21 protein-coding genes are annotated in these 25,702 nt (G+C 70.7%); 8 read left to right on the forward strand and 13 right to left on the reverse strand.

Annotation, left to right across the window (positions count from 1 at the left end):
- The first annotated feature begins 522 nt into the window (after positions 1-522).
- Positions 523-2,211 carry a methyl-accepting chemotaxis protein gene (locus tag ACS5PV_RS20370; protein ID WP_455397166.1) on the forward strand — a complete coding sequence of 563 codons (1,689 nt, stop codon included), beginning with the start codon at positions 523-525 and terminating at the stop codon, positions 2,209-2,211.
- A gap of 59 nt (positions 2,212-2,270) precedes the next feature.
- On the opposite strand, the gene ACS5PV_RS20375 is transcribed toward ACS5PV_RS20370, so the two are convergent.
- Entirely contained in the window at positions 2,271-3,506 is a 1,236-nt protein-coding gene (locus ACS5PV_RS20375; protein WP_455397167.1) for an ABC transporter substrate-binding protein, read from the reverse strand.
- 237 nt (positions 3,507-3,743) lie between these two features.
- Between ACS5PV_RS20375 and secA the strand changes: the two genes are divergently transcribed.
- Positions 3,744-6,614 (forward strand): preprotein translocase subunit SecA, encoded by a 2,871-nt coding sequence (gene secA / locus ACS5PV_RS20380; RefSeq protein WP_455397168.1) that lies wholly within the window; start codon positions 3,744-3,746, stop codon positions 6,612-6,614.
- 219 nt (positions 6,615-6,833) lie between these two features.
- On the opposite strand, the gene ACS5PV_RS20385 is transcribed toward secA, so the two are convergent.
- From ACS5PV_RS20385 to ACS5PV_RS20395, 3 genes are all read right to left on the reverse strand, one after another.
- Positions 6,834-7,250 (reverse strand): gamma-glutamylcyclotransferase family protein, encoded by a 417-nt coding sequence (locus ACS5PV_RS20385; RefSeq protein ID WP_455397169.1) that lies wholly within the window; start codon positions 7,248-7,250, stop codon positions 6,834-6,836.
- Positions 7,251-7,266: 16 nt separating this feature from the next.
- Entirely contained in the window at positions 7,267-9,270 is a 2,004-nt protein-coding gene (locus ACS5PV_RS20390) for an acetyl-CoA carboxylase biotin carboxylase subunit (protein ID WP_455397170.1), read from the reverse strand.
- Positions 9,271-9,458: 188 nt separating this feature from the next.
- Positions 9,459-9,908 (reverse strand): hypothetical protein, encoded by a 450-nt coding sequence (locus tag ACS5PV_RS20395; RefSeq protein ID WP_455397171.1) that lies wholly within the window; start codon positions 9,906-9,908, stop codon positions 9,459-9,461.
- 201 nt (positions 9,909-10,109) lie between these two features.
- On the opposite strand from ACS5PV_RS20395, the gene ACS5PV_RS20400 reads away from it, so the two are divergent.
- Positions 10,110-10,322, forward strand: a complete 213-nt coding sequence (locus ACS5PV_RS20400) for a hypothetical protein (protein ID WP_455397172.1) — start codon at positions 10,110-10,112, stop codon at positions 10,320-10,322.
- Here the strand turns inward: ACS5PV_RS20400 and ACS5PV_RS20405 are convergent.
- Complete coding sequence (locus ACS5PV_RS20405) at positions 10,289-10,849, reverse strand: DUF1993 domain-containing protein (protein ID WP_455397173.1); 561 nt, start codon at positions 10,847-10,849, stop codon at positions 10,289-10,291. The genes ACS5PV_RS20400 and ACS5PV_RS20405 overlap by 34 nt on opposite strands.
- A gap of 26 nt (positions 10,850-10,875) precedes the next feature.
- Positions 10,876-11,475 carry a L,D-transpeptidase gene (locus ACS5PV_RS20410; RefSeq protein ID WP_455397174.1) on the reverse strand — a complete coding sequence of 200 codons (600 nt, stop codon included), beginning with the start codon at positions 11,473-11,475 and terminating at the stop codon, positions 10,876-10,878.
- 204 nt (positions 11,476-11,679) lie between these two features.
- Between ACS5PV_RS20410 and ACS5PV_RS20415 the strand changes: the two genes are divergently transcribed.
- Entirely contained in the window at positions 11,680-12,612 is a 933-nt protein-coding gene (locus ACS5PV_RS20415; RefSeq protein WP_455397175.1) for a histone deacetylase family protein, read from the forward strand.
- Positions 12,613-12,723: 111 nt separating this feature from the next.
- Here ACS5PV_RS20415 and ribB read toward each other — a convergent pair whose 3' ends face one another.
- From ribB to ACS5PV_RS20430, 3 genes are all read right to left on the reverse strand, one after another.
- Entirely contained in the window at positions 12,724-14,025 is a 1,302-nt protein-coding gene (gene ribB / locus ACS5PV_RS20420; RefSeq protein WP_455397176.1) for a 3,4-dihydroxy-2-butanone-4-phosphate synthase, read from the reverse strand.
- 53 nt (positions 14,026-14,078) lie between these two features.
- Positions 14,079-15,212, reverse strand: a complete 1,134-nt coding sequence (gene aroC / locus ACS5PV_RS20425) for a chorismate synthase (protein ID WP_455397177.1) — start codon at positions 15,210-15,212, stop codon at positions 14,079-14,081.
- A 501-nt stretch (positions 15,213-15,713) separates the two neighbouring features.
- Positions 15,714-16,160, reverse strand: coding sequence for a hypothetical protein (locus tag ACS5PV_RS20430; RefSeq protein WP_455397178.1), 447 nt, complete (start codon positions 16,158-16,160; stop codon positions 15,714-15,716).
- Positions 16,161-16,439: 279 nt separating this feature from the next.
- On the opposite strand from ACS5PV_RS20430, the gene ACS5PV_RS20435 reads away from it, so the two are divergent.
- The 4 genes from ACS5PV_RS20435 to rimM all read left to right on the forward strand — a co-directional run bounded on the left by ACS5PV_RS20435 (position 16,440) and on the right by rimM (position 19,455).
- Positions 16,440-16,661 carry a glutathione S-transferase gene (locus ACS5PV_RS20435; RefSeq protein ID WP_455397179.1) on the forward strand — a complete coding sequence of 74 codons (222 nt, stop codon included), beginning with the start codon at positions 16,440-16,442 and terminating at the stop codon, positions 16,659-16,661.
- 19 nt (positions 16,662-16,680) lie between these two features.
- Positions 16,681-18,315, forward strand: a complete 1,635-nt coding sequence (gene ffh / locus ACS5PV_RS20440; RefSeq protein WP_455397180.1) for a signal recognition particle protein — start codon at positions 16,681-16,683, stop codon at positions 18,313-18,315.
- 76 nt (positions 18,316-18,391) lie between these two features.
- Positions 18,392-18,751, forward strand: coding sequence for a 30S ribosomal protein S16 (gene rpsP / locus ACS5PV_RS20445; RefSeq protein WP_139034811.1), 360 nt, complete (start codon positions 18,392-18,394; stop codon positions 18,749-18,751).
- Between the two features lie 8 nt (positions 18,752-18,759).
- Entirely contained in the window at positions 18,760-19,455 is a 696-nt protein-coding gene (gene rimM, locus ACS5PV_RS20450; RefSeq protein ID WP_455397181.1) for a ribosome maturation factor RimM, read from the forward strand.
- A gap of 233 nt (positions 19,456-19,688) precedes the next feature.
- On the opposite strand, the gene ACS5PV_RS20455 is transcribed toward rimM, so the two are convergent.
- From ACS5PV_RS20455 to ACS5PV_RS20470, 4 genes are all read right to left on the reverse strand, one after another.
- Entirely contained in the window at positions 19,689-20,114 is a 426-nt protein-coding gene (locus ACS5PV_RS20455; protein ID WP_455397182.1) for a MucR family transcriptional regulator, read from the reverse strand.
- A gap of 407 nt (positions 20,115-20,521) precedes the next feature.
- Positions 20,522-21,490, reverse strand: a complete 969-nt coding sequence (locus ACS5PV_RS20460) for a cation diffusion facilitator family transporter (RefSeq protein ID WP_455397183.1) — start codon at positions 21,488-21,490, stop codon at positions 20,522-20,524.
- A 106-nt stretch (positions 21,491-21,596) separates the two neighbouring features.
- Positions 21,597-24,590, reverse strand: a complete 2,994-nt coding sequence (locus ACS5PV_RS20465; RefSeq protein ID WP_455397184.1) for an ATP-binding protein — start codon at positions 24,588-24,590, stop codon at positions 21,597-21,599.
- A 56-nt stretch (positions 24,591-24,646) separates the two neighbouring features.
- Positions 24,647-25,693, reverse strand: coding sequence for an HD-GYP domain-containing protein (locus tag ACS5PV_RS20470; RefSeq protein ID WP_455397185.1), 1,047 nt, complete (start codon positions 25,691-25,693; stop codon positions 24,647-24,649).
- Positions 25,694-25,702: the final 9 nt, after the last annotated feature.

Raw genomic sequence — 25,702 nt, forward strand, 5'->3', positions numbered from 1 at the left:
ACGACGGGACGGCCCCGTCGCCCGGCCACCGGATCGTTCCGGAAGGCGGGCCTGCACCACCTTTGAAGCCTCGCCCGCACAGTGCGAGGCTTCTTTGCGATTGGGCCTTCTCGCCGCTCGATGGGCGGTATCGGTCGCCGCCAGCCTTCCGACGCCATGGCGGCCGGCCTTGCGCCAGGAGCTTTCTCGGACGACGCGTATCCGCTCCGACAAGGAGTCCGTCCTTCGACGAGAGGGCTCCCCTGGCTCGCAGCGTCGTGCATCGTCCGACAGCGCTCGACCATCAAGGGCCGCATTGCTCCGTGATGTATTCGGAAGCATGGCAGGCGTTGTGAAACTAAGCCCGCACCAGAGGCGGCAATGCATCGAAAAAATTTCGATCTTCGATTTTATATATTTAGCTGTACGGCATATATCGAAAGTTGCAGTTATTCATCTGTCGTTGCGTCGCTTGCGATCTTTCGTAAGGCAATCGTTAACATTTCTGCGTTAACAATGATGGAGAATTGGGCGGGGGCTGACGTGTTCCGAAATATTCGCATCACTCATCGCTTTGCCATGCTGGCGGGTTTAGGATTGATTTTCGCGATTGGTTCGGTTGGTGTCACCCTCTGGCAGGTCCGAACCAGCATGCTGGAAATGAAGCGTGCCGAGATCCGCCACAGCGTCGAGGCCGCAGCCGCGATCGTGAATGGTTACGTCGGTCGCATCAAGTCCGGCGAGATCAGTGAGGCGGATGCCCGGGCGCGACTGTCTCATGTGCTCAAGTCCGCACGCTTTGATGGCGGGAATTACTTTCTTCTATATGATTTCGATGGAAATACCTTAGTTCATCCCGTGCGTCCTGAGCTCGAAGGCAAAAACAACATCAATCTCAGAGACCATTTCGGAACGACGATCATCCGCAACATGATCCATATCGCGACGACGACCGGCACCGGGTTCACCGAATATTATTGGAAGAAGCCCGGAGAGGAGACCGAGACGCTAAAGGCGTCGTACGTGATCGCGATCCCGGAATGGCGCGCCTTCGTCAGCGCCGGCCTGCATCTGCATGACATCGACGCCCTGCTCTGGGCCAAGGTCGCGAAGCTCGCTCTGGAGCTCACGCCCGCGGCGCTCCTGTTCATCCTGCTCGCCGTGGTGATCGGCCGCAGCGTTTCCAGGCCGCTCGGCGGCCTCACCATGTCCATGCAGCGTCTCGCCCACGGCGAGCTCGATGCCGAGATCGCCGGGGCCAGGCGCCGGGACGAGGTCGGGCAGATCGCCTCCGCCGTCGTCGCCCTTCGCGACGGGTTGCGCTCGCGTGCTCTCGAGGACCTCGCCCGCGACGACGCCGCCCGCCAGGAGAGCGAGCATCACCGCCGGCAGGCGATGGACCAGATCGCGCAAAGCTTCGAGCAGGCGGTCGGCGGCATCGTCGCTCGGGTGTCGTCTTCCGCCGCCGCGCTGCAGGCCACCGCACAGGCGATGACCGCAACCGCGACCCAGACCGCCAGCCAGTCCGCCACCGTCGCGGCTGCCGCCGAGGAGGCCGGCTCCAACGTCAACACGGTCGCGGCTGCCGCGGAGGAGTTCGGGGCGTCGGTCCAGGAGATCGGCCGGCAGGTGAGCGGCTCGGCCGAACTCGCCCGGTCTGCGGTGACCGATGCGGATCAGACGACGGTGCTCGTGCAGACCCTGAAGTCCAGTTCGGGCAAGATCGGCGACATGGTGGGCCTGATCTCCTCGATCGCCAGCCAGACCAACCTCCTGGCGCTCAACGCCACGATCGAGGCGGCGCGGGCGGGCGCGGCAGGCCGGGGCTTTGCGGTGGTGGCCGCCGAGGTCAAGGCGCTGGCCGAGCAGACCGCGAAGGTGACCGAGGACATCACCCGACAGATCGGCGAGGCGCAGAGCGCGACCGATCAGGCGGTGTCGGCGATCGGCGGGATCACGGGCCGGATCCGCGAGATCGACGGGATGGCGACATCGATCGCGGCGGCGGTGGCGCAGCAGGGGATCGCCACGCAGGAGATCGTGCGGAATGTCGGCCAGGCGGCTTTGGGGACGGCCGAGGTGACCGACAACATCTCGGGCGTCGCGCAGGCCTCGGAGGAGACCGGCGCGGCCGCCGGCCAGGTTCTCACGGCGGCCTCCGAGCTGTCGCGGCAATCCGAGCAGCTCTCGGCGGAGATGAAGCACTTCCTCGCCACGGTGCGGGCGGCGTAGGTCCCGCCGGCATCCGCCGGGGCCGCGTCATCGCGAGAAGCCCCGGCAGCCGCCTCGTCTCACTGCGTCAGCGGGCACCCGCTCGCCTTGGCCGACAGGAACGCCTTGTCGCCCGGAATCGTCGCCAGCAGCTTGTAATAGTCCCAAGGCGCCTTCGACTCGGCCGGCGACTTGACCTGGAACAGGTACATGTCGTGGACCATGCGGCCGTTGGCCTGCACCGTGCCGCCGCGGCCGAAGAAGTCGTCGACCTTCAGTTCGCGCATCTTGGCCGCCACCGCGTCGGTGTCGTCGGTGCCGGCGGCCTTCACCGCCTTGAGGTAGTGGCTGACCGAGGAATAGGTGCCGGCCTGGATCATGTTCGGCATCTTGCCGGTGCGGGCCATGTAGCGCCTGGCAAAGCCCCTCGCCTGGTCGTCGAGGTCCCAGTAATAGCCCTCGGTCAGCACGATGCCCTGCGCCGCCTTGAGGCCGAGGCCGTGCACCTCGGCGAGCGTGAACAGCAGCGCGGCGAGGCGCTGGCCGCCCTGGACGATGCCGAACTCGGATGCCTGCTTGATCGCGTTCGCGGTGTCGAGCCCGGCATTGGCGAGCCCGATGATCTTGGCGCCCGACCCTTGCGCCTGGAGCAGGAACGACGAGAAGTCCTGCGCGCTCAACGGGTGGCGCACCGCGCCCACCACCTTGCCGCCCTTCTGGGTGACGTATTGCGTGACGTCGGCCTGGAGCGCCGTGCCGAAGGCGTAGTCGGCGGTGAGGAAGAACCAGGTGTCGCCGCCGGTCTCGACCAGCGAGCCGCCGGTACCCACTGCCAGGGCGTGGGTATCGTAGGCCCAGTGGAAGCCGTACGGCGTGCACTGCTTGCCGGTGAGGTCGGAGGTCGCGGCCCCATCGACGATGGTGATCTTGCGCTTCTCCTTCGACAGGCCCTGCACCGCGAGAGCCACCGAGGAGGTGGTCAGCTCCATGATCGCGTCCACCTTGTCGGTGTCGTACCACTGGCGGGCGATGTTCGAGGCGACGTCCGGCTTGTTCTGGTGGTCGGCGTCGACGATCTGCACCGGCACGTCGAGGACCTTGCCCCCGAAATCCTCGACCGCCATCTTGGCCGCCTCGACCGAACCGCGGCCGCCGAAATCGGCGTAGACGCCGGACTGGTCGTTGAGGATGCCGATCTTCACCACCCCGTCCGAGGCGCCTTTCTGCGCCGTCGTCTGGGCCTGCGCGGCGAGCGCGAAAGCGAGGCCTGCGGCGAGCGCGGTGGTGCGGGCGAGGGCCCGGCTCAAACGTGTCATGTCGTCCTCCCCGGCCGCCTCGTTGCCCGTGCGGCCGTTATGGTATCGTCGGCACCGCAGCTAGGGCGGTGCCGGGGCGGGAATCAAGCGGCGAAGGCGCCCCGCGCCCCCCGTCTTTCGCAGCACGGCCAAGTTGGCCGGCGCACCCGCTGCCTTTTGGGTGCACGGCTCCCTATATGGGCCTATAAGGCGCCCGCGGCGCGCGCCACTACCGCTACGATCGATCGCAGGTTCACGATGCTGGGTTCCCTTGCCAAGAAGATCTTCGGGTCGTCCAACGACCGCCGGGTGAAGGGATACCGACCCCGCGTCCAGGCCATCAACGCCCTCGAGCCCGAGCTGGCGGCCCTGTCCGACGAGGCCCTGCGCGCCCGCACCGACGCTCTGAAGGCGGAGCTTGCCGCCGGCAAGACCCTCGACGACATCCTGGTCCCGGCCTTCGCCACCGTGCGCGAGGCGGCCAAGCGCGTGCTCGGCCAGCGCCACTTCGACGTGCAGTTGATCGGCGGCATGGTGCTGCACGAGAGCGGCATCGCCGAAATGAAGACCGGCGAGGGCAAGACCCTGGTGGCGACGCTCGCCACCTACCTCAACGCGCTGTCGGGCAAGGGCGTCCACGTCGTCACGGTCAACGACTACCTTGCCCGCCGCGACGCCGAGTGGATGGGCCGGGTCTACCGCTTCCTGGGGCTGACCACCGGCATCATCGTCCACGGCCTCGACGACGTCGAGCGCAAGGCGGCCTATGCCTGCGACATCACCTACGGCACCAACAACGAGTACGGGTTCGACTACCTTCGCGACAACATGAAGTACGAGCTGGGCCAGATGGTCCAGCGCGGCCACAACTTCGCGATCGTCGACGAGGTCGACTCGATCCTGATCGACGAGGCGCGCACGCCGCTGATCATCTCGGGGCCGATCGACGACCGCTCCGACCTCTACACCGCGATCGACGCGATCATGCCGCGGCTGGTGCGCGAGGATTACGACCTCGACGAGAAGCAGCGCACCGTCTCCCTGACCGAGGCCGGCAACGAGCACATCGAGGAGCTGCTGCGCGAGGCCGGCATCCTCAAGGAGGGCGACCTCTACGACGCCCACAACGTCACGCTGGTCCACCACGTCAACCAGGCTTTGCGCGCCCACACCCTGTTCACCCGCGACAAGGACTACATCGTCCGCAACGACGAGGTGGTGATCATCGACGAGTTCACCGGCCGCATGATGCCCGGCCGGCGCTACTCGGAAGGGCTGCACCAGGCGCTCGAGGCCAAGGAGCGGGTCGAGATCCAGCCCGAGAACCAGACGCTGGCCTCGATCACGTTCCAGAACTACTTCCGGCTCTACAAGCATCTCGCCGGCATGACCGGTACGGCCTCGACCGAGGCCGACGAGTTCCAAGAGATCTACAACCTCGAAGTGGTCGAGATCCCGACCAACAAGGAGGTCGAGCGCGTCGACGAGGACGACGAGGTCTACCGCACCGTCGACGAGAAATACGCCGCGATCATCAAGGAGATCGACAAGGCGCATTCCCGCCTCCAGCCGGTGCTGGTCGGCACCGGCTCGATCGAGCGCTCGGAGCACCTGGCGAGCCTGCTCGTCAAGCACGGCTACAAGCCGCTCGATTACAGCGATCCGTCGGCGCTGGAGGACGTCTACGCGGCGGCCCGCGAGGGCCGGGTGACCAAGCGCTTCGCGGTGCTGAACGCCCGCTTCCACGAGCAGGAGGCCTACATCGTCGCCGAGGCCGGCGTGCCGGGCGCGATCACCATCGCCACCAACATGGCCGGCCGCGGCACCGACATCAAGCTCGGCGGCAACCTCGACATGCGCATCGAACAGGAGCTCGCCAACGTCCCCGAGGGGCCGGAGCGCGACGCCCGCATCGCGACCCTGAAGGCCGAGATCGAGCAGAACCGCGCCCGCGTGCTCGCCTCGGGCGAGCCCGCCGACCCGGCGGCCGGCCGGAAGACCGCCCTGCCCGGCGGCCTCTACATCGTCGGCACCGAGCGCAACGAGAGCCGGCGCATCGACAACCAGCTGCGCGGCCGCTCCGGCCGCCAGGGCGATCCCGGCCGCTCGAAGTTCTACCTCTCGCTTCAGGACGACCTGATGCGGATCTTCGGCTCCGACCGCATGGACGGCATGCTCCAGCGCCTCGGGCTCGAGGAGGGCGAGGCGATCATCCATCCGTGGATCAACAAGGCGATCGCCAAGGCGCAGCAGAAGGTCGAAGCGCGCAACTTCGACATGCGCAAGAACGTGCTCAAGTACGACAACGTCATGAACGACCAGCGCAAGGTCGTGTTCGAGCAGCGCCGCGAGTTCATGGCGCAGGAGAGCGTGCGCGAGACCGTCGACGAGATGCGCCAGGGCGTGATCGAGGACGTGGTGGCGCGCCACGTGCCGGAGGACGCCTATCCGGAGCAGTGGGACATCGCCGGGCTTCGCGAGAGCGTCACCCGCGACCTCAACCTCGACGTGCCGGTCGAGGATTGGGCCAAGGAAGAGGGCATCGCCGACGAGGAGATCCGCGAGCGCCTGCGCAAGGCCGCCGACGAGGCCTACGCCGAGCGCACCGCCCGCAACACCCCCGAGGTTATGGCCTACGTCGAGAAGCAGGTCCTGCTCCAGAGCCTCGACCACCTCTGGCGCGAGCACCTCGTCACCCTCGACCACCTGCGCCAGGTGATCGGCTGGCGCGGCATCGCCCAGCGCGATCCCCTCAACGAGTACAAGTCCGAGGCGTTCGACCTGTTCAACAGCCTCGTCGGGTCGCTGCGCGAGCAGGTCACCGGCCAGCTGATGCGGGTCGAGATCATGTACCAGGAGCCGGAGCCGCAGGGGCTGCCGCCGATGTTCGCCCAGCACCTCGACCCGGTGACCGGCGAGAACGAGTTCGCCTACGCCGAGGGCGCGGCCGGCGGGGGTGGGGGCGCCTACGAGTTCGCCGGCCAGGCGCTCAGCCCCGATGCGCCGGTGCTGGAGCGCAACCCGGACGATTCGACGACCTGGGGCCGCGTCGGCCGCAACGAGCCGTGCCCCTGCAACTCCGGCAAGAAGTACAAGCACTGCCACGGGCGGTACGCCGCGGAGGAGTGATCTTTTCGAAAACGGCGACGCCCTTCTGAACCCTCCCCCCTCCGCGGGGGAGGGTGGCCCCTGCGTCAGCAAGGGGCCGGGAGAGGGGACTGCGGCGCCGGTCTAGAGAGCGCCCTTCAGGACGGTTCAGGTACTTCCGGAAACGGCGTCCCCTCTCCCGCCCCACTCCGTGGGGCACCCTCCCCCGCAGAGGGGGGAGGGTTCAGGCGGCGCGGGTCCTCACCGCTTCAGAGCCGCCAACCCCCGCAGGTACATCTCCGGTAGCCCGTTCTCCCGGCCTGCCGCGATCACGCCTTCCAGGTAGCCCGGTCGCGGCACCCCGCCGCTGCCGCGGCCGAGATAGATCAGCGCCCGCCGCACCCCGCCCTCGGTCGAGACCGGCTGCTGCGCCTTGACGTAGAGCCCGCTCGCCACACTCTCGTAGCGGTCGAGGGCCGGCACGTCGGCGAGGCTGAGATCCCACAGGACACCCCAGACCGTGCCGGAGGGGCTGCGCTCCACCGAGGCGTAGCCCTCCCGCATGATCACCAGCCGGTGGCGGTTGAGCCGGGCGAGGCCGACAACCCGCGAGGCGGGACAGCGCCGGGCCATGGCGGCCCGGTCCATGTTGGAGCCGTAGGCGAAGTACAGCGGCACGAAGGAACCGCTCGGCTCAGGCGAATTCGAGGATCACCGCGTCGACCGCCAGGCTGTCGCCCTCCTTGGCCTGGATGGTCTGGACGGTGCCGTCGCGCTCGGCGCGCAGCACGTTCTCCATCTTCATCGCCTCGACGATCGCCAGCGGCTCGCCCGCCTTCACCTCCTGGCCCGGCGTCACCATGATGCTCTTCACGAGGCCCGGCATCGGGCAGAGCAGCTGCTTGCCCGAGCCGCCGACCTCCTTGACCGGCATCAGGGCGGCGAGCTCGGCCTCGCGCTTGGTGTAGACCCGCGCCTCGGCGGCGGCGCCCGCGTGCTGGAGAAACACGCCGTTGAGGAGGGGGCGGACCTGGATCGCCGCCGGCTCGCGGTCGATCATGCCGGTCCAGACCGGCTCGCCCGGGAGCCAGTCGCTCTCGACCATCCACTCGATCCCGTCGGCGAAGGCGACCGCGACCCCGTCATTGGTCGATTCGACGATCGCGTCGAACCGCTCGTCGCCGAGCATCACCACCCGCTCGTGCTCGAAGCGCAGCAGGTAGGGCTCGCGCATCTGGCCCGAGATGCCGCGCTTGCGATCGTTGAGCATGTGGTCGATCGCGGCCGCCGCCGCCGCCATCCGGCGCGCCGCCTCGCCCGCGGGCTTGGGCGCCTCGAACCCGTTCGGGAACTCTTCCGCGATGAATCCGGTCGAGAGCCGGCCCTCCTGCCAGCGCGGATGGTGCATCAAGGCTGCGAGGAACGGGATGTTGTGGCGGATGCCGTCGATCGCGAAGGCGTCGAGGGCCTGGGCCTGGGAGGTGATCGCCTCGGCGCGGGTCGGCGCCCAGGTGACGAGCTTGGCGATCATCGGGTCGTAGTGGATCGCGATCTCGCTGCCCTCCTCGACGCCGGTGTCGTTGCGCACGATCGCTTCCCCGAGCGGCCCCTCCTCCGGCGGCCGGTAGGTGGTGAGCCGGCCGATCGAGGGCAGGAAGTTGCGGGTCGGGTCCTCGGCGTAGACGCGGCTCTCGACCGCCCAGCCGTTGAGCTTGACGTCACCTTGCGTGATCGGCAGCGTCTCACCGGCGGCGACCCGGATCATCAGCTCGACGAGGTCGAGGCCGGTGATCATCTCGGTCACCGGGTGCTCGACCTGGAGCCGGGTGTTCATCTCGAGGAAGTAGAACGACTTGTCCTGGCCGGCGACGAACTCGACCGTGCCGGCGGAATCGTAGTTCACGGCTTTCGCCAGAGCGACCGCCTGCTCGCCCATCTTGCGCCGGGTCGCCTCATCGAGGAGCGGTGAGGGCGCCTCCTCGATGACCTTCTGGTTCCGGCGCTGGATCGAGCATTCACGCTCGCCGAGATAGACGACGTTGCCGTGCTTGTCGCCGATGACCTGGATCTCGATGTGGCGCGGGTCGGTGATGAACTTTTCCACGAAGACCCGGTCGTCGCCGAAGGACGAGGCGGCCTCCGAGCGGGCGCGGGCGAACCCTTCCGCCACCTCGTCGGCGGAATGGGCGATGCGCATGCCCTTGCCGCCGCCGCCGGCCGAGGCCTTGATCATCACGGGGTAGCCGATCTCGTCGGCGATGGTGACGGCGTGCTCGGGAGACTCGATCACCCCGAGGAAGCCCGGCACGGTCGAGACCTGGGCCGCGGAGGCCGCCTTCTTCGACTCGATCTTGTCGCCCATCGCGGCGATGGCACCCGGATTGGGGCCGATGAACACGATGCCGGCGGCTGCAAGCGCCTTGGGAAAGGCCTCGCGCTCGGACAGGAAGCCGTAGCCGGGATGGACGGCCTGCGCGCCGGTCTGCCGGCAGGCCTCCACGATCTTGTCGATGACGAGATAGGACTGCGCCGCGGCGGCCGGCCCGATATGCACCGCCTCGTCGGCCATGGCGACGTGGAGCGCGTCGCGGTCGGCGTCGGAATAGACCGCCACCGTCTTGATCCCCATGCGGCGCGCCGTCTTGATGATGCGGCAGGCGATCTCGCCGCGGTTGGCGATCAGGATCTTGTCGAACATCGGAGCGCGCACTCGACCTTTCAGGGGAAGCCGGGCCGGGGTGGGTCACACCCAAGCTCACCCCCGTTAAAGCATGGCGCGCGCGCCGCAAAGCCGGGTGTTCTCCGCCGAATGGGCGAGGCCGGCGCTCACGCGGCACAGAAGGGCGAAGCCCGTCACCAGGCGGCGCAAAAGGGCGAAGCCCGTCCTCACGCGGCCACAGCGTAGGACAGGATCTCCTCGACCGCGTCCTCGGCACCCGCCCGGGTCCGGTTCGCCTGGAGCGCGAAGCGGATCAGCGCCGGGTCGTTGGTCTCGGCCTCGCGCACCACCTCGACGGCGATGCGGGCACCCGTCGCGGTCGGGCCGCGGCCGCAGGCTAGCGAGGCGGCGAGCCAGTGCGCGGTGTCGGCGTCGATGTGGCCGGTCGGGCGCTCGCCCCACACGGCGAAATCGACGACCGCCGCCACCAGCCACTCGCCGAAGGCCGCGTCGGCCTGCGGGATCGCCCGGTCGAGGCCGAACAGCATGTCGGCCTCCTCGCGGTGGGTGAGCCCGTCGGGCAGCACCGTCCGGTTCAGCTCGCGCACGTCCTCCAGGCTGATGGCGCCGGCGGCAATGATACGGTTGCAGAAGTGTTGCAGCGAAGCGGTGATCATCTGTCTGTGCCTCCCCGGCCTTTGTTGTGCCGGTGCTTGTCCCTGTGTGAGGAGGACTATGCGGGACGGGAGGCCTTCGACAGGTTAACGGCGGGATCTGAATCCCTGTTCAGGTTAAAGCCTGGCAACGGGACGGCGTTGCTAAAGGCTTGCGAGAGTCGGTGTCGGAATCGTAAAGCAGGTCCGATCAGGAGGCCCGCGATGGATGATCCCGACCCTGACGTTCCACAGCCCTTGCCGCCCGCCCCGCGGGACGAAGGCGCTGCCACGGGCGGGAAGGATCTCCTGGCGTTGCTGGCGACGCTGGAGCCGATCGACGAAGACTTTCCCGATGTCGACGCGGGTCAGGAGCCGCTGCGCGACGTCGATTTACCGGACGATCAGGATTGCGGCGGCGGCCCCGGCCGCAGGTAGCCGAACATGTGCGGGACGTAGTCGGCCTTGCCGAGCGGCACGCCGTGATGGCGCAGGATCGCGTAGGCCGTCACGAGGTGGAAGTAGAATTGCGGCAGCGCCCAGTCCCGCGCGTAGCCGTCTCCCGTCGGCATGTCGAAGATCAGGCCGGCACCGGGCTCGAGAGTGACCGGTACGGACGCGCCGGCATCGAGCGCGTCCGGCGCGACGGCGTCGAGCCGGGCGAGCGCCTCGGCGATGCGGTCTTGCGCATCCGCGAGCGTGCCCGGCCGCTCGCCGGCCTCCCGCCCCTCGCGGGCGAGGTCGTCGAGCGCCTGCGGCACGGGCTCGCCGCGCAGCCGGTAGGTGGCCTCCTGCGCCTGAAGGCAGGCGAAGCGGACCTGCGATGCCAGCGGGTACATGTCCGGGGCGAGCCGCCGGGACATCAGCCCCTCCGCGCCGTCCTGCGCGCGCGCCTTGTCGAGCCAGCCCGAGAGGGCGCGCAGCATCTGCGCGTAGGCGGGCACGAGACGCTGCGTCAGGGACATGGAGGGCTCCTCGACAGTGAGGCGGCCTACCGCACGATCACCTTCGCGTCCGCCCCGACCCGGTTGTAGAGGTCGACCACGTCGATGTTGCGCATGCGGATGCAGCCCGACGACGCCGCCTGGCCGATCCGCTCCGGCTCGTTGGTGCCGTGGATGCGGTAGAGCGTGTCCTTGCCGGTGCCGTCCGCCAGGTAGAGGGCGCGGGCGCCGAGGGGGTTTGCGGGGCCGCCCTGCATGGCGTGGACATGGGGCCAGCGCTTGATCATCTCGGCCGGCGGGTGCCAGTCCGGCCAGGCGGCCTTGCGGAAGATCCGCGCAGCGCCGGTCCAGCCATAGGCCTCGTCGCCGACGGTCACGCCGTAGCGGATCGCCTTGCGGTCGGGCAGGACGTAGTAGAGCTGGCGCTCCTTCGTCTCGACCACGATCGTGCCAGGGGCCTCGCCGGTCGGGTCCTCGATCATGTAGCGGGCGAAGCGCCGGTCGACCTCGGGCTCCGGCACCATCGCCATCCACTCCTTGTCCTTGGCCGACAATTCGGGATCGGGCGTGGCCTTGTACATGCAGCCCGGCAGCGCCAGGACGGCCCCCGTCAGGACGAGGGCGAGGGCGGAGCGGGGGCGGCGCATCGGGACGGGACCTTGCAAGGCGGCGGGACGAGCCCGCGAATCAGTCGTCCTTCGAGCGTAAAGCGTGGCTGTTAGCGCGCGAAGCGGGGGATGGCGCTCCCGCGCGAGTTGCCGCGCCTGTGTTGCGTCCGGGCCATGGCCCTGCCACGGTGCGGATCGGGGACGGGCCCGACGGGCCCGACGGGAACGCTTGAAGCGGGCACGATGACGACGCTGTACCTCTGCCATCCGGCCTCCCTCGACCACGACACGCCGCCGGGCCATCCCGAGCGGGCCGACCGCATCCGGGTGATCGAGCGGGTGCTGGAGGACGAGCGCTTCGCCGCCCTAGTGCGCGAGCAGGCGCCGCTCGCCGACCTCGCGGTGGCGGGCCTGGCGCATCCGGAGAACTACGTCGCGGCGATCGCCGCCGCCGCACCGGACGAGGGGCTGGTCGGGATCGATTCCGACACGGTGATGTCGCCGGGCTCGCTCGAGGCCGCGCTCAGAGCGCTCGGCGCGGCGGTCCGGGCCGTCGACGAGGTGATGGGCGGCCACGTCGCCAACGCGTTCGCAGCGATGCGCCCGCCCGGGCACCACGCCGAGCGCGAGCGCGCCATGGGCTTCTGCCTGTTCAACACCGCCGCGGTGGCGGCGCGCCACGCGCGCAAAGCTCACGGCGCCGCCCGGGTGGCGCTGGTCGACTGGGACGTCCACCACGGCAACGGCTCGCAGGACATCTTCTGGGACGATGCCAGCGTGATGTACGCCTCGACCCACCAGATGCCGCTGTTTCCCGGTACCGGGGCGGCGTCCGAGCGCGGCGAGCACGACACGATCGTCAACGTGCCGCTGCATGCCGGCGACGACGGCGACACCTTCCGCGAGGCCTTCAGTCACGCCGTGCTGCCGCGCCTCGACGCGTTCCGGCCCGACCTGATCGTGATCTCGGCAGGCTTCGACGCCCATTGGCGCGATCCGCTCGCCAACCTGAAGCTCACCGAGGCCGATTTCGTCTGGGCGACCCGGGAGGTGATGCGGATCGCCGACCGCCGCTGCGGCGGCCGGGTGGTGTCGCTTTTGGAGGGCGGCTACGACCTGATCGGGCTGTCGAAGTCGGTCGCCGCCCATGTCGAGACGCTGATGGGCAGGCACTGACGGCCCGCCCCAAAGGGTTGGCCGGCCGGACGAGCCCACCCGTCGACACCTCTCCGCGTCATCCCGGCCTTTCGTGTCGGCAGGGATGCCCCCGAGCGGGCGCGAAGGCCCCTACCCCTCCGGCGGCTCGTCGGCGACGATCTCGATGCCGAAGCCCGACAGGCCGACATAGGAGCGCGCCGCGCTCGAGATGTTGCGGATCGAGACCACGCCGAGGTCGCGCAGGATCTGGGCGCCGAGACCCACCTCGCGCCACTGGCGCACGCGGGCGGCTTCCGCCCCGTCCTCGCCGGCGCCGTCGGGGAGTTGCGACAGCGGCACGCCCGCGGTGCCGTCGCGCAGGTAGACGAGCACGCCGCGGCCTTCCTGGGCGAAGCGGCGCATCACCGCCTCGATCGTGCGGCCGCCCTCGATCACGTCCGCCACCACGTTCGAGCGGTGCAGCCGCACCAGCACGTCGCGGCCCTCGCCGATGCGGCCGTGCACGAAGGCGAATTGCTGCATCGGCTCGAACGGCGTGGTGTAGGCGTAGCCGGTCATCTCGCCCCACTCGGTCTTGACCGGGAAGGTGCCGACCCGCTCGACCAGCTTCTCGCGCGCCTGGCGGTAGGAGATCAGCTCGGCGACCGAGATCTGCTTGAGATTGTGCTTCTCGGCGAAGGCCGTGATCTGCGGCCCCTTCATCACGGTGCCGTCGTCGTTGGCGAGCTCGCAAATCACCCCGACGGGCGGGAGCTTGGTCAGCCGGCACAGGTCGACCGCCGCCTCGGTATGGCCGGAGCGCATCAGCACGCCGCCGTCCCGGGCGATCAGCGGGAAGACGTGGCCGGGGCGCACGAAGTCGGCAGCACCCATGTTGCCGTTGGCGAGCGCCCGCACGGTGTTGCAGCGCTGCTCGGCCGAGATGCCGGTGGTGAGCCCGTGCTTGACGTCGACCGTGACCGTGAAGGCGGTGCCGAGCGGCGCGTCGTTCGAGGCGACCATCGGCTCGAGGCGCAGGCGCTTGGCCTCCGCGGCGGTGATCGGCGCGCAGACGATGCCGCAGGTGTTGCGGACGATGAACGCCATCTTCTCCGGCGTGCAGAGCGAGGCGGCGACGACGAGGTCGCCCTCGTTCTCGCGATCGTCGTCGTCGGTCACGACCACGATCTCGCCGCGGGCGAAGGCGTCGAGGGCCTCGATGATGGATGCGTGGGTCACGGGCATCTCCTGTCCCAGGAGGCTCAGTCCCAGGAAATCGTTGGGGGTGACGGCGCCGGCGGTCTCGCGCGCCACGGCCGCGGCCGTCTCCCGCGAGAGCCAGGGCTCGGGGTTGTTGCACAACCCCGTCACCGCCGCCGGCGAGAGCCCGCAGCGCCGCGCGAAGTCGAGGCGGGTCACGCCCTGCTGTCGGAGCCAGTCGCCGAGTTTCACGCGCCCGTCATAGCCTGACCGCCGTTTCAGTCAAACTGAAACGGCAGGAGGATTCACCCGGGCTGAAACCCGCCCCCGACATTGCCCCCGGGATTGCCTCCGACTTGACCTCGGTGGCGCAGCCAGTGGTCGGCGAGCACGCAGGCCATCATCGCCTCCCCCACCGGCACCGCCCGGATGCCGACGCAGGGGTCGTGGCGGCCCTTGGTCATGACGTCGACCGGACGATTGTCGCGGGTGACGGAGGCCCTCTGGGTCAGGATCGAGGAGGTCGGCTTGACGGCGAAGCGGCAGACCAGCGGCTGGCCGGTCGAGATGCCGCCGAGGACGCCGCCGGCATGGTTGGCGAGGAAGATCGGGCGCCCGTCGTTGCCCGGCCGCATCTCGTCGGCATTCTCTTCGCCGCGCAAGGCGGCGGCCGCAAAGCCGTCGCCGATCTCGACGCCCTTGACGGCGTTGATCGACATCATGGCCGCCGCGAGATCCGCGTCGAGCTTGCCGTAGACCGGGGCACCGAGCCCGACCGGCACGCCCTCGGCCACCACCTCGATCACCGCGCCGACCGACGAGCCCGCCTTGCGGATGCCGTCGAGGTACTCCGCCCATTGCACGGCGGCGGTCGCGTCGGGGCAGAAGAACGGGTTGTTGTCGACCTCGTTCCAGTCGAAGCGGGCGCGGTCGATCGCGTGCGGGCCGATCTGCACCAGGGCGCCGCGGATCGTGACGCCGGTCAGCACCTTGCGGGCGATGGCGCCCGCCGCCACCCGGGCGGCGGTCTCGCGCGCCGAGGAGCGGCCGCCGCCGCGATAGTCGCGGATGCCGTACTTGGCGTCGTAGGCGTAGTCGGCGTGGCCCGGCCGGTAGCTGTCGCGGATCTCCGAATAATCCTTCGAGCGCTGGTCGACGTTCTCGATCATCAGCGCGACCGGCGTGCCGGTGGTGAGCTGGCGCCCGTTCGTGCGGTCGTCGGAGAAGACCCCCGAGAGGATGCGGACCTGGTCCGGCTCCTGGCGCTGGGTGGTGAAGCGCGACTGGCCCGGCCGGCGCCGGTCGAGCTCGGCCTGGATCTCCGCCGCCTCGAGCGGGATCAGCGGCGGGCAGCCGTCGACGACGCAGCCGAGGGCCGGGCCGTGGCTCTCGCCGAAGGTGGTGACGCGGAAGAGGTGGCCGAAGCTGTTATGCGACATGGGGACTACGTGAGGTGGCGGCGTCGCTCTAGAGCATTTTGAGCCGGACGGGAAATGGTCTCGCGCGCCGGCCTAGCCCCAGCCCCGGCCGTCCTGGCGGCCCCGGTGGCCGCGTGACACCGCAGCGGCGCGGCTCGTACATCCGCTCGCTTCTGCAATTCGGGGAAGACTATCGCGCCCTGCGGGATGGTCGCGCTCGGAGACGAGCCTTCCTTCTCGTGGAGCGCTTCGGGAATCTCATCCTGGTGCCGAACGACCACGCCATGCATCCGGGCGAGCGGAGGAGCGGTAGGGCAGCGTGCCGGTCGAGATCAGAGGCCCGTTCTCGCAGTCGAGGGTCGGCGGCCTCGACGCCCAGACCGACGTGCTGCCGGCCCCGTCGGTCCGGCCGGAGAGCGAAACCCCGCAACGAGACGACCCGACGACGAACGCGCCCCGGCAGCGATGCCGGGACGCGGGACGTGACGCGGGAGTGTCGGATGGGCGGACGGCGCGCTTCGTTCAGCGCCGCGGCTGGAACAGCGGCTGGGCCAGGGCCTCGGCCCGGGCCATCCACAGGTCGCGCTCGACGCGCAGCTCCTCAGCCTTGTCGACCTCGTGCTGGACGTGGGCGCGAAGCGAGCGCAGCTCGTCGGCCAGCAGCGACTGCAGCTCGTCGTAGCGCCCGTGCTCCTGCCGCAGGCGGGCCTTGAGCATCATGTTCTCGGCCATCAGCGCGGCGAGGTCGTCCTGCTCGGCGCTCGCCGCCGGGGCTTCGGGCTCCGGGACCGGGGCCGGCTCGACGATGCGGGGCTCCCAGGCCGGCTGGGGCTCGACCGGCCGGCGCGGCGCGGCGCGCGCCTGGTCGGCGGCGTCGATGCGCGACAAGGTCGCGAGCCAGTCCTGGAGCGGGCCCGAGGGCTGCCGCGCGGCGGCGGTGGTGTGCGTCTTCAGGGCCGGTTCGGACACGCCGCATCTCCTCGCGAATCTTGACCGGCAGTTAACCGTCGGCATGGTTAAGAAGCGGTAAATGCGGCACCGACGCCGGTTGTTCGGCTCGCGGACGTTGACATCGCAGGCGCGGGCGGCTAGGCCCCGGCCTCTCAGGACGAGGACTCGTCTCGACGCCGACCGGCCCCGTGAGGCCGGAGGTCAACGCCCGACAGCGCGATGCGCCCTCGGGCGCGACTTGCGTTGGGCCGATCCTCCCCACCGGCTGCCCCGACGGGCGGCCTTGCAGGAGACCGGATGACCAGGACCGACCACGCGCAGTTGCGGATCGAGGACGCGGTGAACGAGCTCTGTCCGTGGTCGGGCAAGCCGATCGCGGCCGACTCGCTGACGCTCTACAACGGCGCGGTCGTGGGCTTCTGCAATCCCGATCGCCGCGACAAGTTCGAGCGGGCGCTCCACCACTTCGAGGGCGCCCTCCAGGCCCGGCGCGCCGCCTTCGCGGGCGTGAACGAGTAACCGTCGGAGACTGACGCGCATGTTCGAAGGCCTCTCCGACCGCCTCTCCGGCATCCTGTCCGGGCTGACCCGCCGCGGCGCCCTGACCGAGGCCGACGTCACCGCCGCCCTGCGCGAGGTGCGCCGCGCCCTCCTGGAGGCGGACGTCGCCCTCGAGGTCGTGCGCTCCTTCACCGAGAAGGTGCGCGAGCAGGCCGTCGGCGCCGTCGTGCTGAAGTCGGTGACGCCCGGCCAGATGGTCGTGAAGATCGTCAACGACCAGCTCGTGGCGATGCTGGGCGGCGAGGCCGGGGTCATCGACCTCAACGCGCCCGCCCCCGTCGGCATCCTGATGGTCGGCCTCCAGGGCTCGGGCAAGACCACCACCACGGCGAAGATCGCCCGGCGCCTGACCCAGCGCGACAAGCGCCGGGTGCTGCTCGCCTCCCTCGACACCCGCCGCCCGGCGGCGATGGAGCAGCTGGCGGTGTTGGCGCGTCAGGTCGGCGTCGAGTCGCTGCCGATCGTCGCCGGCCAGTCGGCGGTGCAGATCGCCAAGCGCGCCATGGAGGCGGCTCGCCTCGGCGGCTTCGACGTGGTGATGCTCGACACTGCCGGCCGCGTCACCCTCGACGAGGCGCTGATGCAGGAGGCCGCCGACGTCAAGGCGGCCACCAGCCCGCACGAGGTGCTGCTCGTCGCCGACGCGCTCACCGGCCAGGACGCGGTCAACACGGCGCGCGCCTTCGACGGCCGGCTCGGCGTCACCGGCATCGTCCTGACCCGCATGGACGGCGATTCCCGAGGCGGCGCGGCGCTCTCGATGCGGGCGGTCACCGGCAAGCCGATCAAGCTCGTCGGCACCGGCGAGAAGGTGGATGCCCTCGAGGAATTCCATCCGGCCCGCGTCGCCAACCGCATCCTCGGCATGGGCGACATCGTCTCGCTCGTCGAGAAGGCGGCCGAGACCATCGATCAGGAACAGGCCCTTCGCGTCGCCGAGAAGATGCGCAAGGGCAAGTTCGACCTCGACGACCTGTCGATGCAGCTCGCCCAGATGGAGAAGATGGGCGGCATCGGCGGCCTGATGGGCATGCTGCCCGGCATGGGCCAGATCAAGAAGCAGGTCGAGGGCGCCAACCTCGACGAGAAGATGTTCAAGCGCCAGCGCGCCATCATCTCGTCGATGACCCCCGAGGAGCGCCGCAACCCCGACGTGCTCAAGGCCTCGCGCAAGAAGCGCGTGGCGAAGGGCGCCGGCGTCGACGTCTCGGAGATCAACAAGCTCCTCAAGATGCACCGCACCATGGCCGACATGATGAAGGCCATGGGCTCGGGCAAGCGCGGCATCGGCCAGGCGCTCGGCAGCATGTTCGGCCTTGGCGGCGGCGGGATGGGCGGCATGGGCGGCGGAATGGGCGGCCTCGGAAAGATGATGGGCGGCATGCCCCAGCCCACCCCCGAGATGCTCGCCGAGCTGCAGAAGTCCCTGCCCCCCGGCGCCACCCTTCCGCCGATGCCGCCTGGCCTCGGCGGTCCTGCCGGCAAGCCCGCCGCGAAAGCGCCGGCAGGCGCCGCCGGCAAGCCGCCCGCCGCCCCCGCCCTGCCGGGCCTCGGAGCCAAGCTCCCGGGCCTGCCCGGCCTCGGCGGCCTCCCCTTCGGCAAGAAGAAGTAGGCGGCACCGGAACCCTCCAGGGTCCCGCCGCCCACATCGTCGAACGATCCTCGAACCTCAAGACAGGAAGAGACCCATGTCCCTCAAGATTCGCCTCACCCGCGGCGGCGCCAAGAAGCGCCCGTACTACCGCATCGTCGTCGCCGACGCCCGCGCTCCCCGCGACGGCCGCTTCATCGAGAAGGTCGGCGCCTACGACCCGATGAAGCCGAAGGACGATCCGGCCCGCGTGATCCTCGAGACCGAGAAGGTCCAGGCCTGGCTCGCCAAGGGCGCCCAGCCGACCGACCGCGTCCTGCGCTTCCTCGACGCCGCCGGCCTCGCCAAGCGTCCGACCCGCAACAACCCGCAGAAGGCCGAGCCCGGCACCAAGTCCAAGGAGCGCGCCGCCGCCCGCGCCGAGAAGGCCGGCGCCGCCGCCGACTCGGCCGAGTAAGACCGACTGTGGCGCGCCGCCCCGACGCCCGTCCCCCGCGCGGCCAGGCCCCCAAGGGCCCCGGTCCGGGGGGATCCGATCCGCGCCGGGGCGGGAGCGCACCGGCGCCGCAGCACGCCAGCGCCGCGCCCATGCGCCACGAATCCGGGATCGCGAGCGATCCCGGATTCGTGCTGCTCGGCGAGTTCGGTCGCGCCCATGGCCTCAACGGCGAGGTGCGGCTGAAATCCTACACCGCCGACCCGACGGCGATCGGGTCCTACGGCCCGCTCACCGGGGCCGACGGCCGCGCGGTCGAGATCGCGTCCCTGCGCCCCGCCCCGGGCGCGCCCGACATGCTGATCGCCCGCGTCGCGGGCGTCTCCGGCCGCACCGGGGCCGAGAGCCTGAACCGGCTCGCCCTCTACGTCGCCCGCGACCGCCTCGGCGCACCGGAGGACGACGACGAGTTCTTCGCCGCCGACCTCGTCGGGCTGGCGGTGGTCGACCGCGACGGCAAGCCCGTCGGGACGGTGCGGGCCGTGCCGAATTACGGCGGCGGCGATCTCCTGGAGATCGCGCCGGCCACGGGCGGCAGCCCGGCCCTCCTGCCCTTCACCAAGGCCTTCGTGCCCGAGATCGACGTCGCGGCCCGCCGGGTCGTCGTCGATCCGCCCGAGGACCTGTTCGCGCCGGCCGCCCCGCGGGATCCAGACGCGGCCTGAGCGCCCGCTCGGGCTGACGGATCGGACTGCCAGCCTCCGCGTCATCCCGGGGCCGCAACGGCAGAACCCGGGATCTATGACCGCCCACGGTTCGGAACGAAGCGGACCGCGATCCGCTTCCCTCCCCTACCTCAGCGGTCATGGATTCCGGGTTCTCGCTTGCAGCGAGCCACGAAAGGACAAGGTGGGTGTCCCGGACCCGGATCGACGGGGACCCGCGCCCGGAATGCCCCTTACCGCCCGCGGTTCTTGCGCTGCTGGCCGAGGCCGGAGCTCTTGGCGAGCTCGGAGCGCTGGGCGGCGTAGGTCGCGGCGACCATCGGGTAGTCCGGCGGCAAGCCCCACTTCTGGCGGTACTGCTCGGGCGAGAGGCCGCGGGTGGTGAGATGGCGCTTCAGCGACTTGTAGGGCTTACCGTCCTCCAGGCTGATGATGTAGTCCGGCGTCACGGTCTTGCGGATCGGCACCGGCGGCGTGGGCTTCTCGGGCTCGGGCGCCGGGGGCGCGGCGACACGCTCGAGGGAGGCGTGCACGGCGGCGATCAGGCTGCCGAGATCCCCGACCGGGACCGAGTTCTTCGACACGTAGGCCGACACGATGTCGGCCGTGAGCATGACGAGTTCGCCCGGCTCCTGATCCTGAGTATCCACGTCTGACATTCTGGGGGTTCCGCTTCGAGAGTGTGGTGGACGGAGGCGTTGCAGCGGGGCCGGTTCGGCGCCGTGCCGCCACTCGGTCTTCTTGAGGGCCGTCCGCTACCCAAGTCCGCAGGCGCGATCACCCGGTCCCTCAGACTTGGTGGCAAGTCTCACTCTCGTTCGCAAGCTGGTAGCAGCAACGCGGGGGTCAAATCAGGTAGTTCCTGTGGATTTCGACGCGATACAACCAAGTTTAATATACTCAAGGTTGTAATTTTTGAACTCACGTTGCCGATAATTGCATAAAAACCTATCGAGACTCGGCATTTGAGCGAGGGGCCGCGATGCAAGCTCTGGCGCGGATGCGGCCGTCCCCGGCAGCCGTCTCGCGCGGGGCAGGCGATCCGGCGCGAGGGAACCGGGCGAATTCAGGCCACCTTGTCGGGCTGCCGGGCGGCGGCGTCGTGCCGGGCCTGGATCTCGATGAAGACGCGCCGCACCTTGGGGCTCAAGGCCTTCATCCGCGTCTCCAACTGCCCGACCAGCCGCTCGATCTCGCCGGCCGCCAGGTGGTCGTCCATGTCGAGGCTGACATTGACCAGGATGTCGGCCGGGCCGAGATGCTGCGTCAGCACCTCGTTGACGTGCTGCACCCCCGGCTCGGAGCGGACGATCTCGTGCAGGCCGGCGACGAGCTCGGGCTCCGCCGCCTCGCCGACGAGCAGGCCGTGGGTCTCGATCATCAGGAAGATCGCCATGCCGATCAGGATCAACCCGATGACGATCGAGGCGATGCCGTCGAAGGCGGGTTGCCGCAGGGTCTCGGCCAGGATCACGCCGGTGAGCGCCACGACGAGGCCGGTCAGCGCCGCCACGTCCTCGACCAGCACGGTGAACAGAGCCGGGTCCTTGCTGCGGCGGATCGCGGTGATCGGCGGGCGCTCGCCCTTCTCGCCCCAGAACGCCTTGAGGGCGACGACGCAGGAATAACCCTCCGCCGCCACCGCGAAGCCGAGGATCGCCAGGTTCACGGTGAAGCCCGGGATGCTCCGCCCGAAGATCACCGCGTCGGCGGCGGGCTCGGGGTGCTGGAGCTTGTGGACGCCCTCGTAGACCGCGAAGGCGCCGCCGCCGAGGAAGATCAGTAATGCCACCAGGAAGGCGTAGAAGTAGACCTCGCGGCCGTAGCCGAACGGGAAGCGGGCATCCGCCGGCCGCTGCGCCCGCTTCAGCCCGACGAGCAGGAGGATCTGGTTGGCGGTGTCGACCACCGAGTGGACGCCCTCGGCCAGCATCGCGCTCGAGCCGGTGAAGAAGGCGCCGACGAACTTCGCCGCGGCGATCGCCAGGTTGGCGCCGGCGGCGGTGTAGATCGCGCCGCTGCTCTCGTGGGCCATGGTGGTTCCGCGCTCCCCTCGCCCGGCGAGCGTGGCCGTGGCTGAGGAGAGTAACGCCGCGGCGCGCCGGATGGGTCCGGTCGCCCGCGACGATGTTTCTCAGGCGTTACGCGGCGTCTTGGAGGGCGGGCGCGGGGCGGTCGAGGCCGAAATGCCCGTAGAGCGCCGCGATGCTGTCGGTGAGGAGGGACTCGAGCGGTGCCAGCGTCGCCTCGTCCGGCACCCGCCCCTCGACCCGGGCCGCGTGCTCGATCTCGCGCAGATGCGCGGCGAGGGCGGCAGCCCCGACATTGAGGCTCATCGACTTGAGCCCGTGCGCCGCCCGGCCCGCGGCCTCCGCGTCGTCCGCCGCATGCAGGGCCGCGAGCCCGTCGGGCCCGTGGGCGGAGAACAGCCCGAGCACCCGCTCGACGAAGGCCGAGCCGGAGCCCTCCGCCATCTCGCAGAGCCCCGCCAGGGTGTCGGGATCGAGGAGCGCCGCTGAGGCTTGCGTCTCCCGGGCGTCCGTCCCATGAGCCCCGGCCTCCTGGGCCTCGCCCGGATCCGGCGCGCCGGTCTCCCCGCTCGTGCCGAGCGCCGCAGAGAGCGTGCGGGCGAGGTCGGTGAGCGTGAAGGGTTTGGCCAGCACGCCGTCCATCCCGGCCTGGCGCCAGGCCTCGGCGGCGGTGCCGACGACGTGGGCGGTCGCCGCCACGATGTGGAGGCGGTCCGCACCCGTCGCGGCCTCCCATTGCCGGATTGCCCGGGCGGCGTCGAAACCGTCGAGGCCCGGCATCGAGCCGTCCATCAGGATCAGGTCGAACCCGCCCTCGCGCGCCGCCTCGAGCGCCCCGAACCCGTCCTCCACGGTGACCACCCGGGTGACGCCGAGGCGGCCCAGCGCCTCGACCGCGACCTCGCGGTTGACCGGGTTGTCGTCGGCCACCAGCACCCGCGCGACGGGGAAGCGCGGCAGGGTCGCGACCGGGCCGGCCTCGGCGCCGATGCCCGCGAAGGCGCCCCCCGTCGCCAGCGCCGCCAGCGCCGGGCGCCATTCGGCCTGCGCCAGCGGCCAGCGCAGCAGGGCGTCGGCGAGCCCCGAGGACAGCACCGCGGCCCCGCTCGGCTCGCCCATCGGCGCGATGGCGATGACGCGCTCGGCCCCCGCCGGGCGGCGCCCGGCCCGGGCGAGGTCGCCGGCCTCGACGAGGTGGTGGGCGCCCGCGCCCCCCTCGCCCGGCGCGAAGCCGGCATCCGTCAGGCCCTCCGTCAGGACGAGGCGGGTCGCGGGTCCCGCCACCGCGACGACGACCGCCGGGACGATCCCGCCGGCCCGCAGCACCGGCTCGGCCGGGGCGGCGCCGTCGAGGGGGATCTCGGCCCAGAAGGTCGAGCCGCGGCCGACCGTGCTCTCGACGCCGATCCGCCCGCCCATGGCATGGACGAGGCGCTCGGCGATCGACAGGCCGAGCCCGGTGCCGCCGAAGCGCCGGGTCGTCGAGCCGTCGGCCTGCGAGAAGGCGGAGAAGATCGTCGGCAGGGTCTCGGCCGGGATGCCGATGCCGGTGTCGGTGACGCTCAGGCGCAAGGTGGCGCCGCGTTCCCGGGTCTCGAGGCGCACCAGGACGTGGCCGGCCTCGGTGAACTTGAGGGCGTTGTTGACGAAGTTGCCGAGCACCTGGCCGAGGCGGACCGGATCGCCCTGGATCGTCCTCGGCACGTCCGGCGCGACGAGCGCCGCGAGGTCGAGCCCCTTGGCCCGCGCCCGCTCGCCGAACAGGGTCGCGACGGTGTCGGCGACCTCCGACGGGTCGAGGGCGATGCGCTCCAGGGTGAGCTTGCCGGCCTCGACCTTGGCGAAGTCCAGGATGTCGTTGATGATCGCGAGCAGGCTCTGGCCCGAGCGCGCGATCACCTCGGCGTAGCGGCGCTGGCGCGTCGGCAGCTCGGCGGCGGCGAGGAGTTCGGCCATCACCAGCATGCCGTTCATCGGCGTGCGGATCTCGTGGCTCATGGTGGCCAGGAACGACGACTTGGCGCTGTTGGCGGCCTCCGCCGCCTCCTTGGCCTCGCTGAGGTCGTGGGTGCGGTCGCTCACCTCCTGCTCCAGCCGGCCCTGATGCTCGACCAGACGGTGGTCGCGCTCGCGCACCGCGTCGATGAGGCCGTTGAAGCTCGTCGCCAGCCGCCCGACCTCATCGCCGGATTCGGCGGCGGACGGCAGCACGGCGTGGCGGGCGTAGTCGTGGTTCTCGCGCACCGCGTCCATGGTGCGGGCGAGCGCGGTGAGCGGCCGGGTCAGGGCGTGGCCGAGGCGCCAGGCCACCGCGAAGCCGACCGCCATGGCGAGGGCGGTGCCCATCAGGGCGTTGCGCACCACGTCGAACAGGCGTCCGACGAGGTCGGCGGTGTCGGCGATCAGGGTCACCCGCCCGACGACCCGGGCGTTCTCCACCACCGGCACGCTGACCTTGACGGTGTGGGCGAACACGAGGGCGAGCGGCGTCAGGCCGGCCTCGTCGAGGTCGAGGTCGTCGGCGAGCCGCAGGCCCGTGCCCTGCTCGGCGAGCGCCGTGCCGTCCGGGCGGGTCAGCCCGGCATAGACGATGCCGTCCTGGCGGCCGATCGCCCGGAGCGCCGCGTGGGCGCCGGCGGCATCGTTCGCGGCGGCGGCGGACGCGGCCGCGGCGGCGAAGACCGAGGCGAGGCCGGTGAGCGCCCGGCGGGTGTCGGCGGCGTAGCGGTTGACCTCCGACCAGGCGCCGAGCGCCGTGCCGGCGGCCAGCGCGACGACCACCGCGCCGAGCACCGCCCGGCCGAGGCGGGCCGCGAGGCTGCGCGCCGGGCGCGACGGCGCAGGGGACGGGGCGAGGGAGGAAGCCGGTGCGGGAGCCCCGGCGGCCTCGGGCACGGACTCGGTTGCGGCGCCGGGCATGTCGGGGCGCGGTGTCCGGCGTGCCGCACGCGACCAGGGCAGGGCCTTGCGGCCGGGCGGGGGCTGCGCGGATCCGTCCGGCCGCGGGTCGGGATCCGCGGCGGTGCCCTGCGGCGGGCCGGGCGGATCCGCCTGGACCCGGATCACCCGGGCGCGCAGGCTCCGGTTCTGTCCCGGCTCGCTCATCGGACTCGGCTCCCCCGGCGCGTCCGCCATCCCGATCGTCACGGCCCGCGATTCCTTCAGGCGGCGCGGCTCGCGGCCTGGCCGACCAGGTCCGCGACGGCGTCCCAGCGGGACAGGAAGGCCTCGACCACCGCCGGGTCGAAATGCACGCCGGCCTCCCGCCGCAGGAAGGCGTGGGTGGCCTCCAGGGTCCAGGCGCGCTTGTAGGGCCGGTCACTGGTCAGGGCGTCGAACACGTCGGCCACCGCGACGATGCGGCCCGGGAGCGGGATCGCCGTGCCGGAAAGCCCGTTGGGATAGCCCTTGCCGTCCCAGCGCTCGTGGTGGCTCACGGCGATCTCGGCGGCGAGGCGCACCACGTCGGAGGAGCTGTTGGCCAGGATGCGGGCGCCGCGCTCGGCGTGGCGCTCCATCTCCCGGCGCTCCTCGGGGGTCAGGGGGCCGGGCTTGAGCAGGATCGCGTCGGGGATCGCGATCTTGCCGACGTCGTGCATCGTCGAGGCGAGGCTGATCAGCCGGCAGCGTTCGGGCGGCAGGCCGAGCGCCTCGGCGATCAGCGTGACGTAGGTCGCCACCCGGGCGACGTGGTCGCCGGTATCGCTGTCGCGGTGCTCGGCCGCGCGCATCAGCACGGTGACGATCTCGCGCTCGCGCGCCTCGACCAGGGCCACCGCGGCGGCGACCTCCTGGGCGAGGCGGGCGGCCTGGGCCTGCTCGGCGAGGTGCGCCCGGCGCAGGGCGAGCAGGTTGGTGACGCGGGCCCGGATCTCGACCGGATCGCAGGGCTTGTTGACGAAGTCGGTCGCGCCGGCCTCCAGGGCGGTGCGGCGCAGGGCGCGCTGGTCGAAGCTCGTCACCATCACGAGCGGAACGTGCGCGAAGCCCGGCATCGCCCGCAGGGCCCGGATGACCGCGAGGCCGTCCATCCCGGGCATCTCGTAATCGGTCAGGACGATGCCGATCTCGTCGGCGTGGGCCGCCGCGAAGGCGAGCGCGTCCGCCGGCCGGGTGAAGCTCTGCGGACGGCAATCGGCGATCGGCCGCAGGGCCTCGAGCATCAAGAGGTTGTTGAGCTCGGCATCGTCGAGGACGATCGCACGCATGAGGTCTCC

It is taken from the genome of Methylobacterium sp. Gmos1 (assembly GCF_053764715.1).

What these genes read in the sequence shown, in the direction of transcription:
- ACS5PV_RS20470 (WP_455397185.1), bottom strand. Translation starts at nt 25,693, where the DNA reads ATGCGTGCGATCGTCCTCGACGATGCCGAGCTCAACAACCTCTTGATG.
- ACS5PV_RS20390 (WP_455397170.1), bottom strand. Translation starts at nt 9,270, where the DNA reads ATGTTCGACAAGATCCTGATCGCCAACCGCGGCGAGATCGCCTGCCGC.
- ACS5PV_RS20460 (WP_455397183.1), bottom strand. Translation starts at nt 21,490, where the DNA reads ATGGCCCACGAGAGCAGCGGCGCGATCTACACCGCCGCCGGCGCCAAC.
- rpsP (WP_139034811.1), top strand. Translation starts at nt 18,392, where the DNA reads ATGTCCCTCAAGATTCGCCTCACCCGCGGCGGCGCCAAGAAGCGCCCG.
- ffh (WP_455397180.1), top strand. Translation starts at nt 16,681, where the DNA reads ATGTTCGAAGGCCTCTCCGACCGCCTCTCCGGCATCCTGTCCGGGCTG.
- ACS5PV_RS20415 (WP_455397175.1), top strand. Translation starts at nt 11,680, where the DNA reads ATGACGACGCTGTACCTCTGCCATCCGGCCTCCCTCGACCACGACACG.
- ACS5PV_RS20405 (WP_455397173.1), bottom strand. Translation starts at nt 10,849, where the DNA reads ATGTCCCTGACGCAGCGTCTCGTGCCCGCCTACGCGCAGATGCTGCGC.
- secA (WP_455397168.1), top strand. Translation starts at nt 3,744, where the DNA reads ATGCTGGGTTCCCTTGCCAAGAAGATCTTCGGGTCGTCCAACGACCGC.
- ACS5PV_RS20465 (WP_455397184.1), bottom strand. Translation starts at nt 24,590, where the DNA reads ATGAGCGAGCCGGGACAGAACCGGAGCCTGCGCGCCCGGGTGATCCGG.
- ACS5PV_RS20400 (WP_455397172.1), top strand. Translation starts at nt 10,110, where the DNA reads ATGGATGATCCCGACCCTGACGTTCCACAGCCCTTGCCGCCCGCCCCG.
- ACS5PV_RS20375 (WP_455397167.1), bottom strand. Translation starts at nt 3,506, where the DNA reads ATGACACGTTTGAGCCGGGCCCTCGCCCGCACCACCGCGCTCGCCGCA.
- ACS5PV_RS20455 (WP_455397182.1), bottom strand. Translation starts at nt 20,114, where the DNA reads ATGTCAGACGTGGATACTCAGGATCAGGAGCCGGGCGAACTCGTCATG.
- ACS5PV_RS20410 (WP_455397174.1), bottom strand. Translation starts at nt 11,475, where the DNA reads ATGCGCCGCCCCCGCTCCGCCCTCGCCCTCGTCCTGACGGGGGCCGTC.
- ACS5PV_RS20395 (WP_455397171.1), bottom strand. Translation starts at nt 9,908, where the DNA reads ATGATCACCGCTTCGCTGCAACACTTCTGCAACCGTATCATTGCCGCC.
- aroC (WP_455397177.1), bottom strand. Translation starts at nt 15,212, where the DNA reads ATGTCGCATAACAGCTTCGGCCACCTCTTCCGCGTCACCACCTTCGGC.
- ACS5PV_RS20435 (WP_455397179.1), top strand. Translation starts at nt 16,440, where the DNA reads ATGACCAGGACCGACCACGCGCAGTTGCGGATCGAGGACGCGGTGAAC.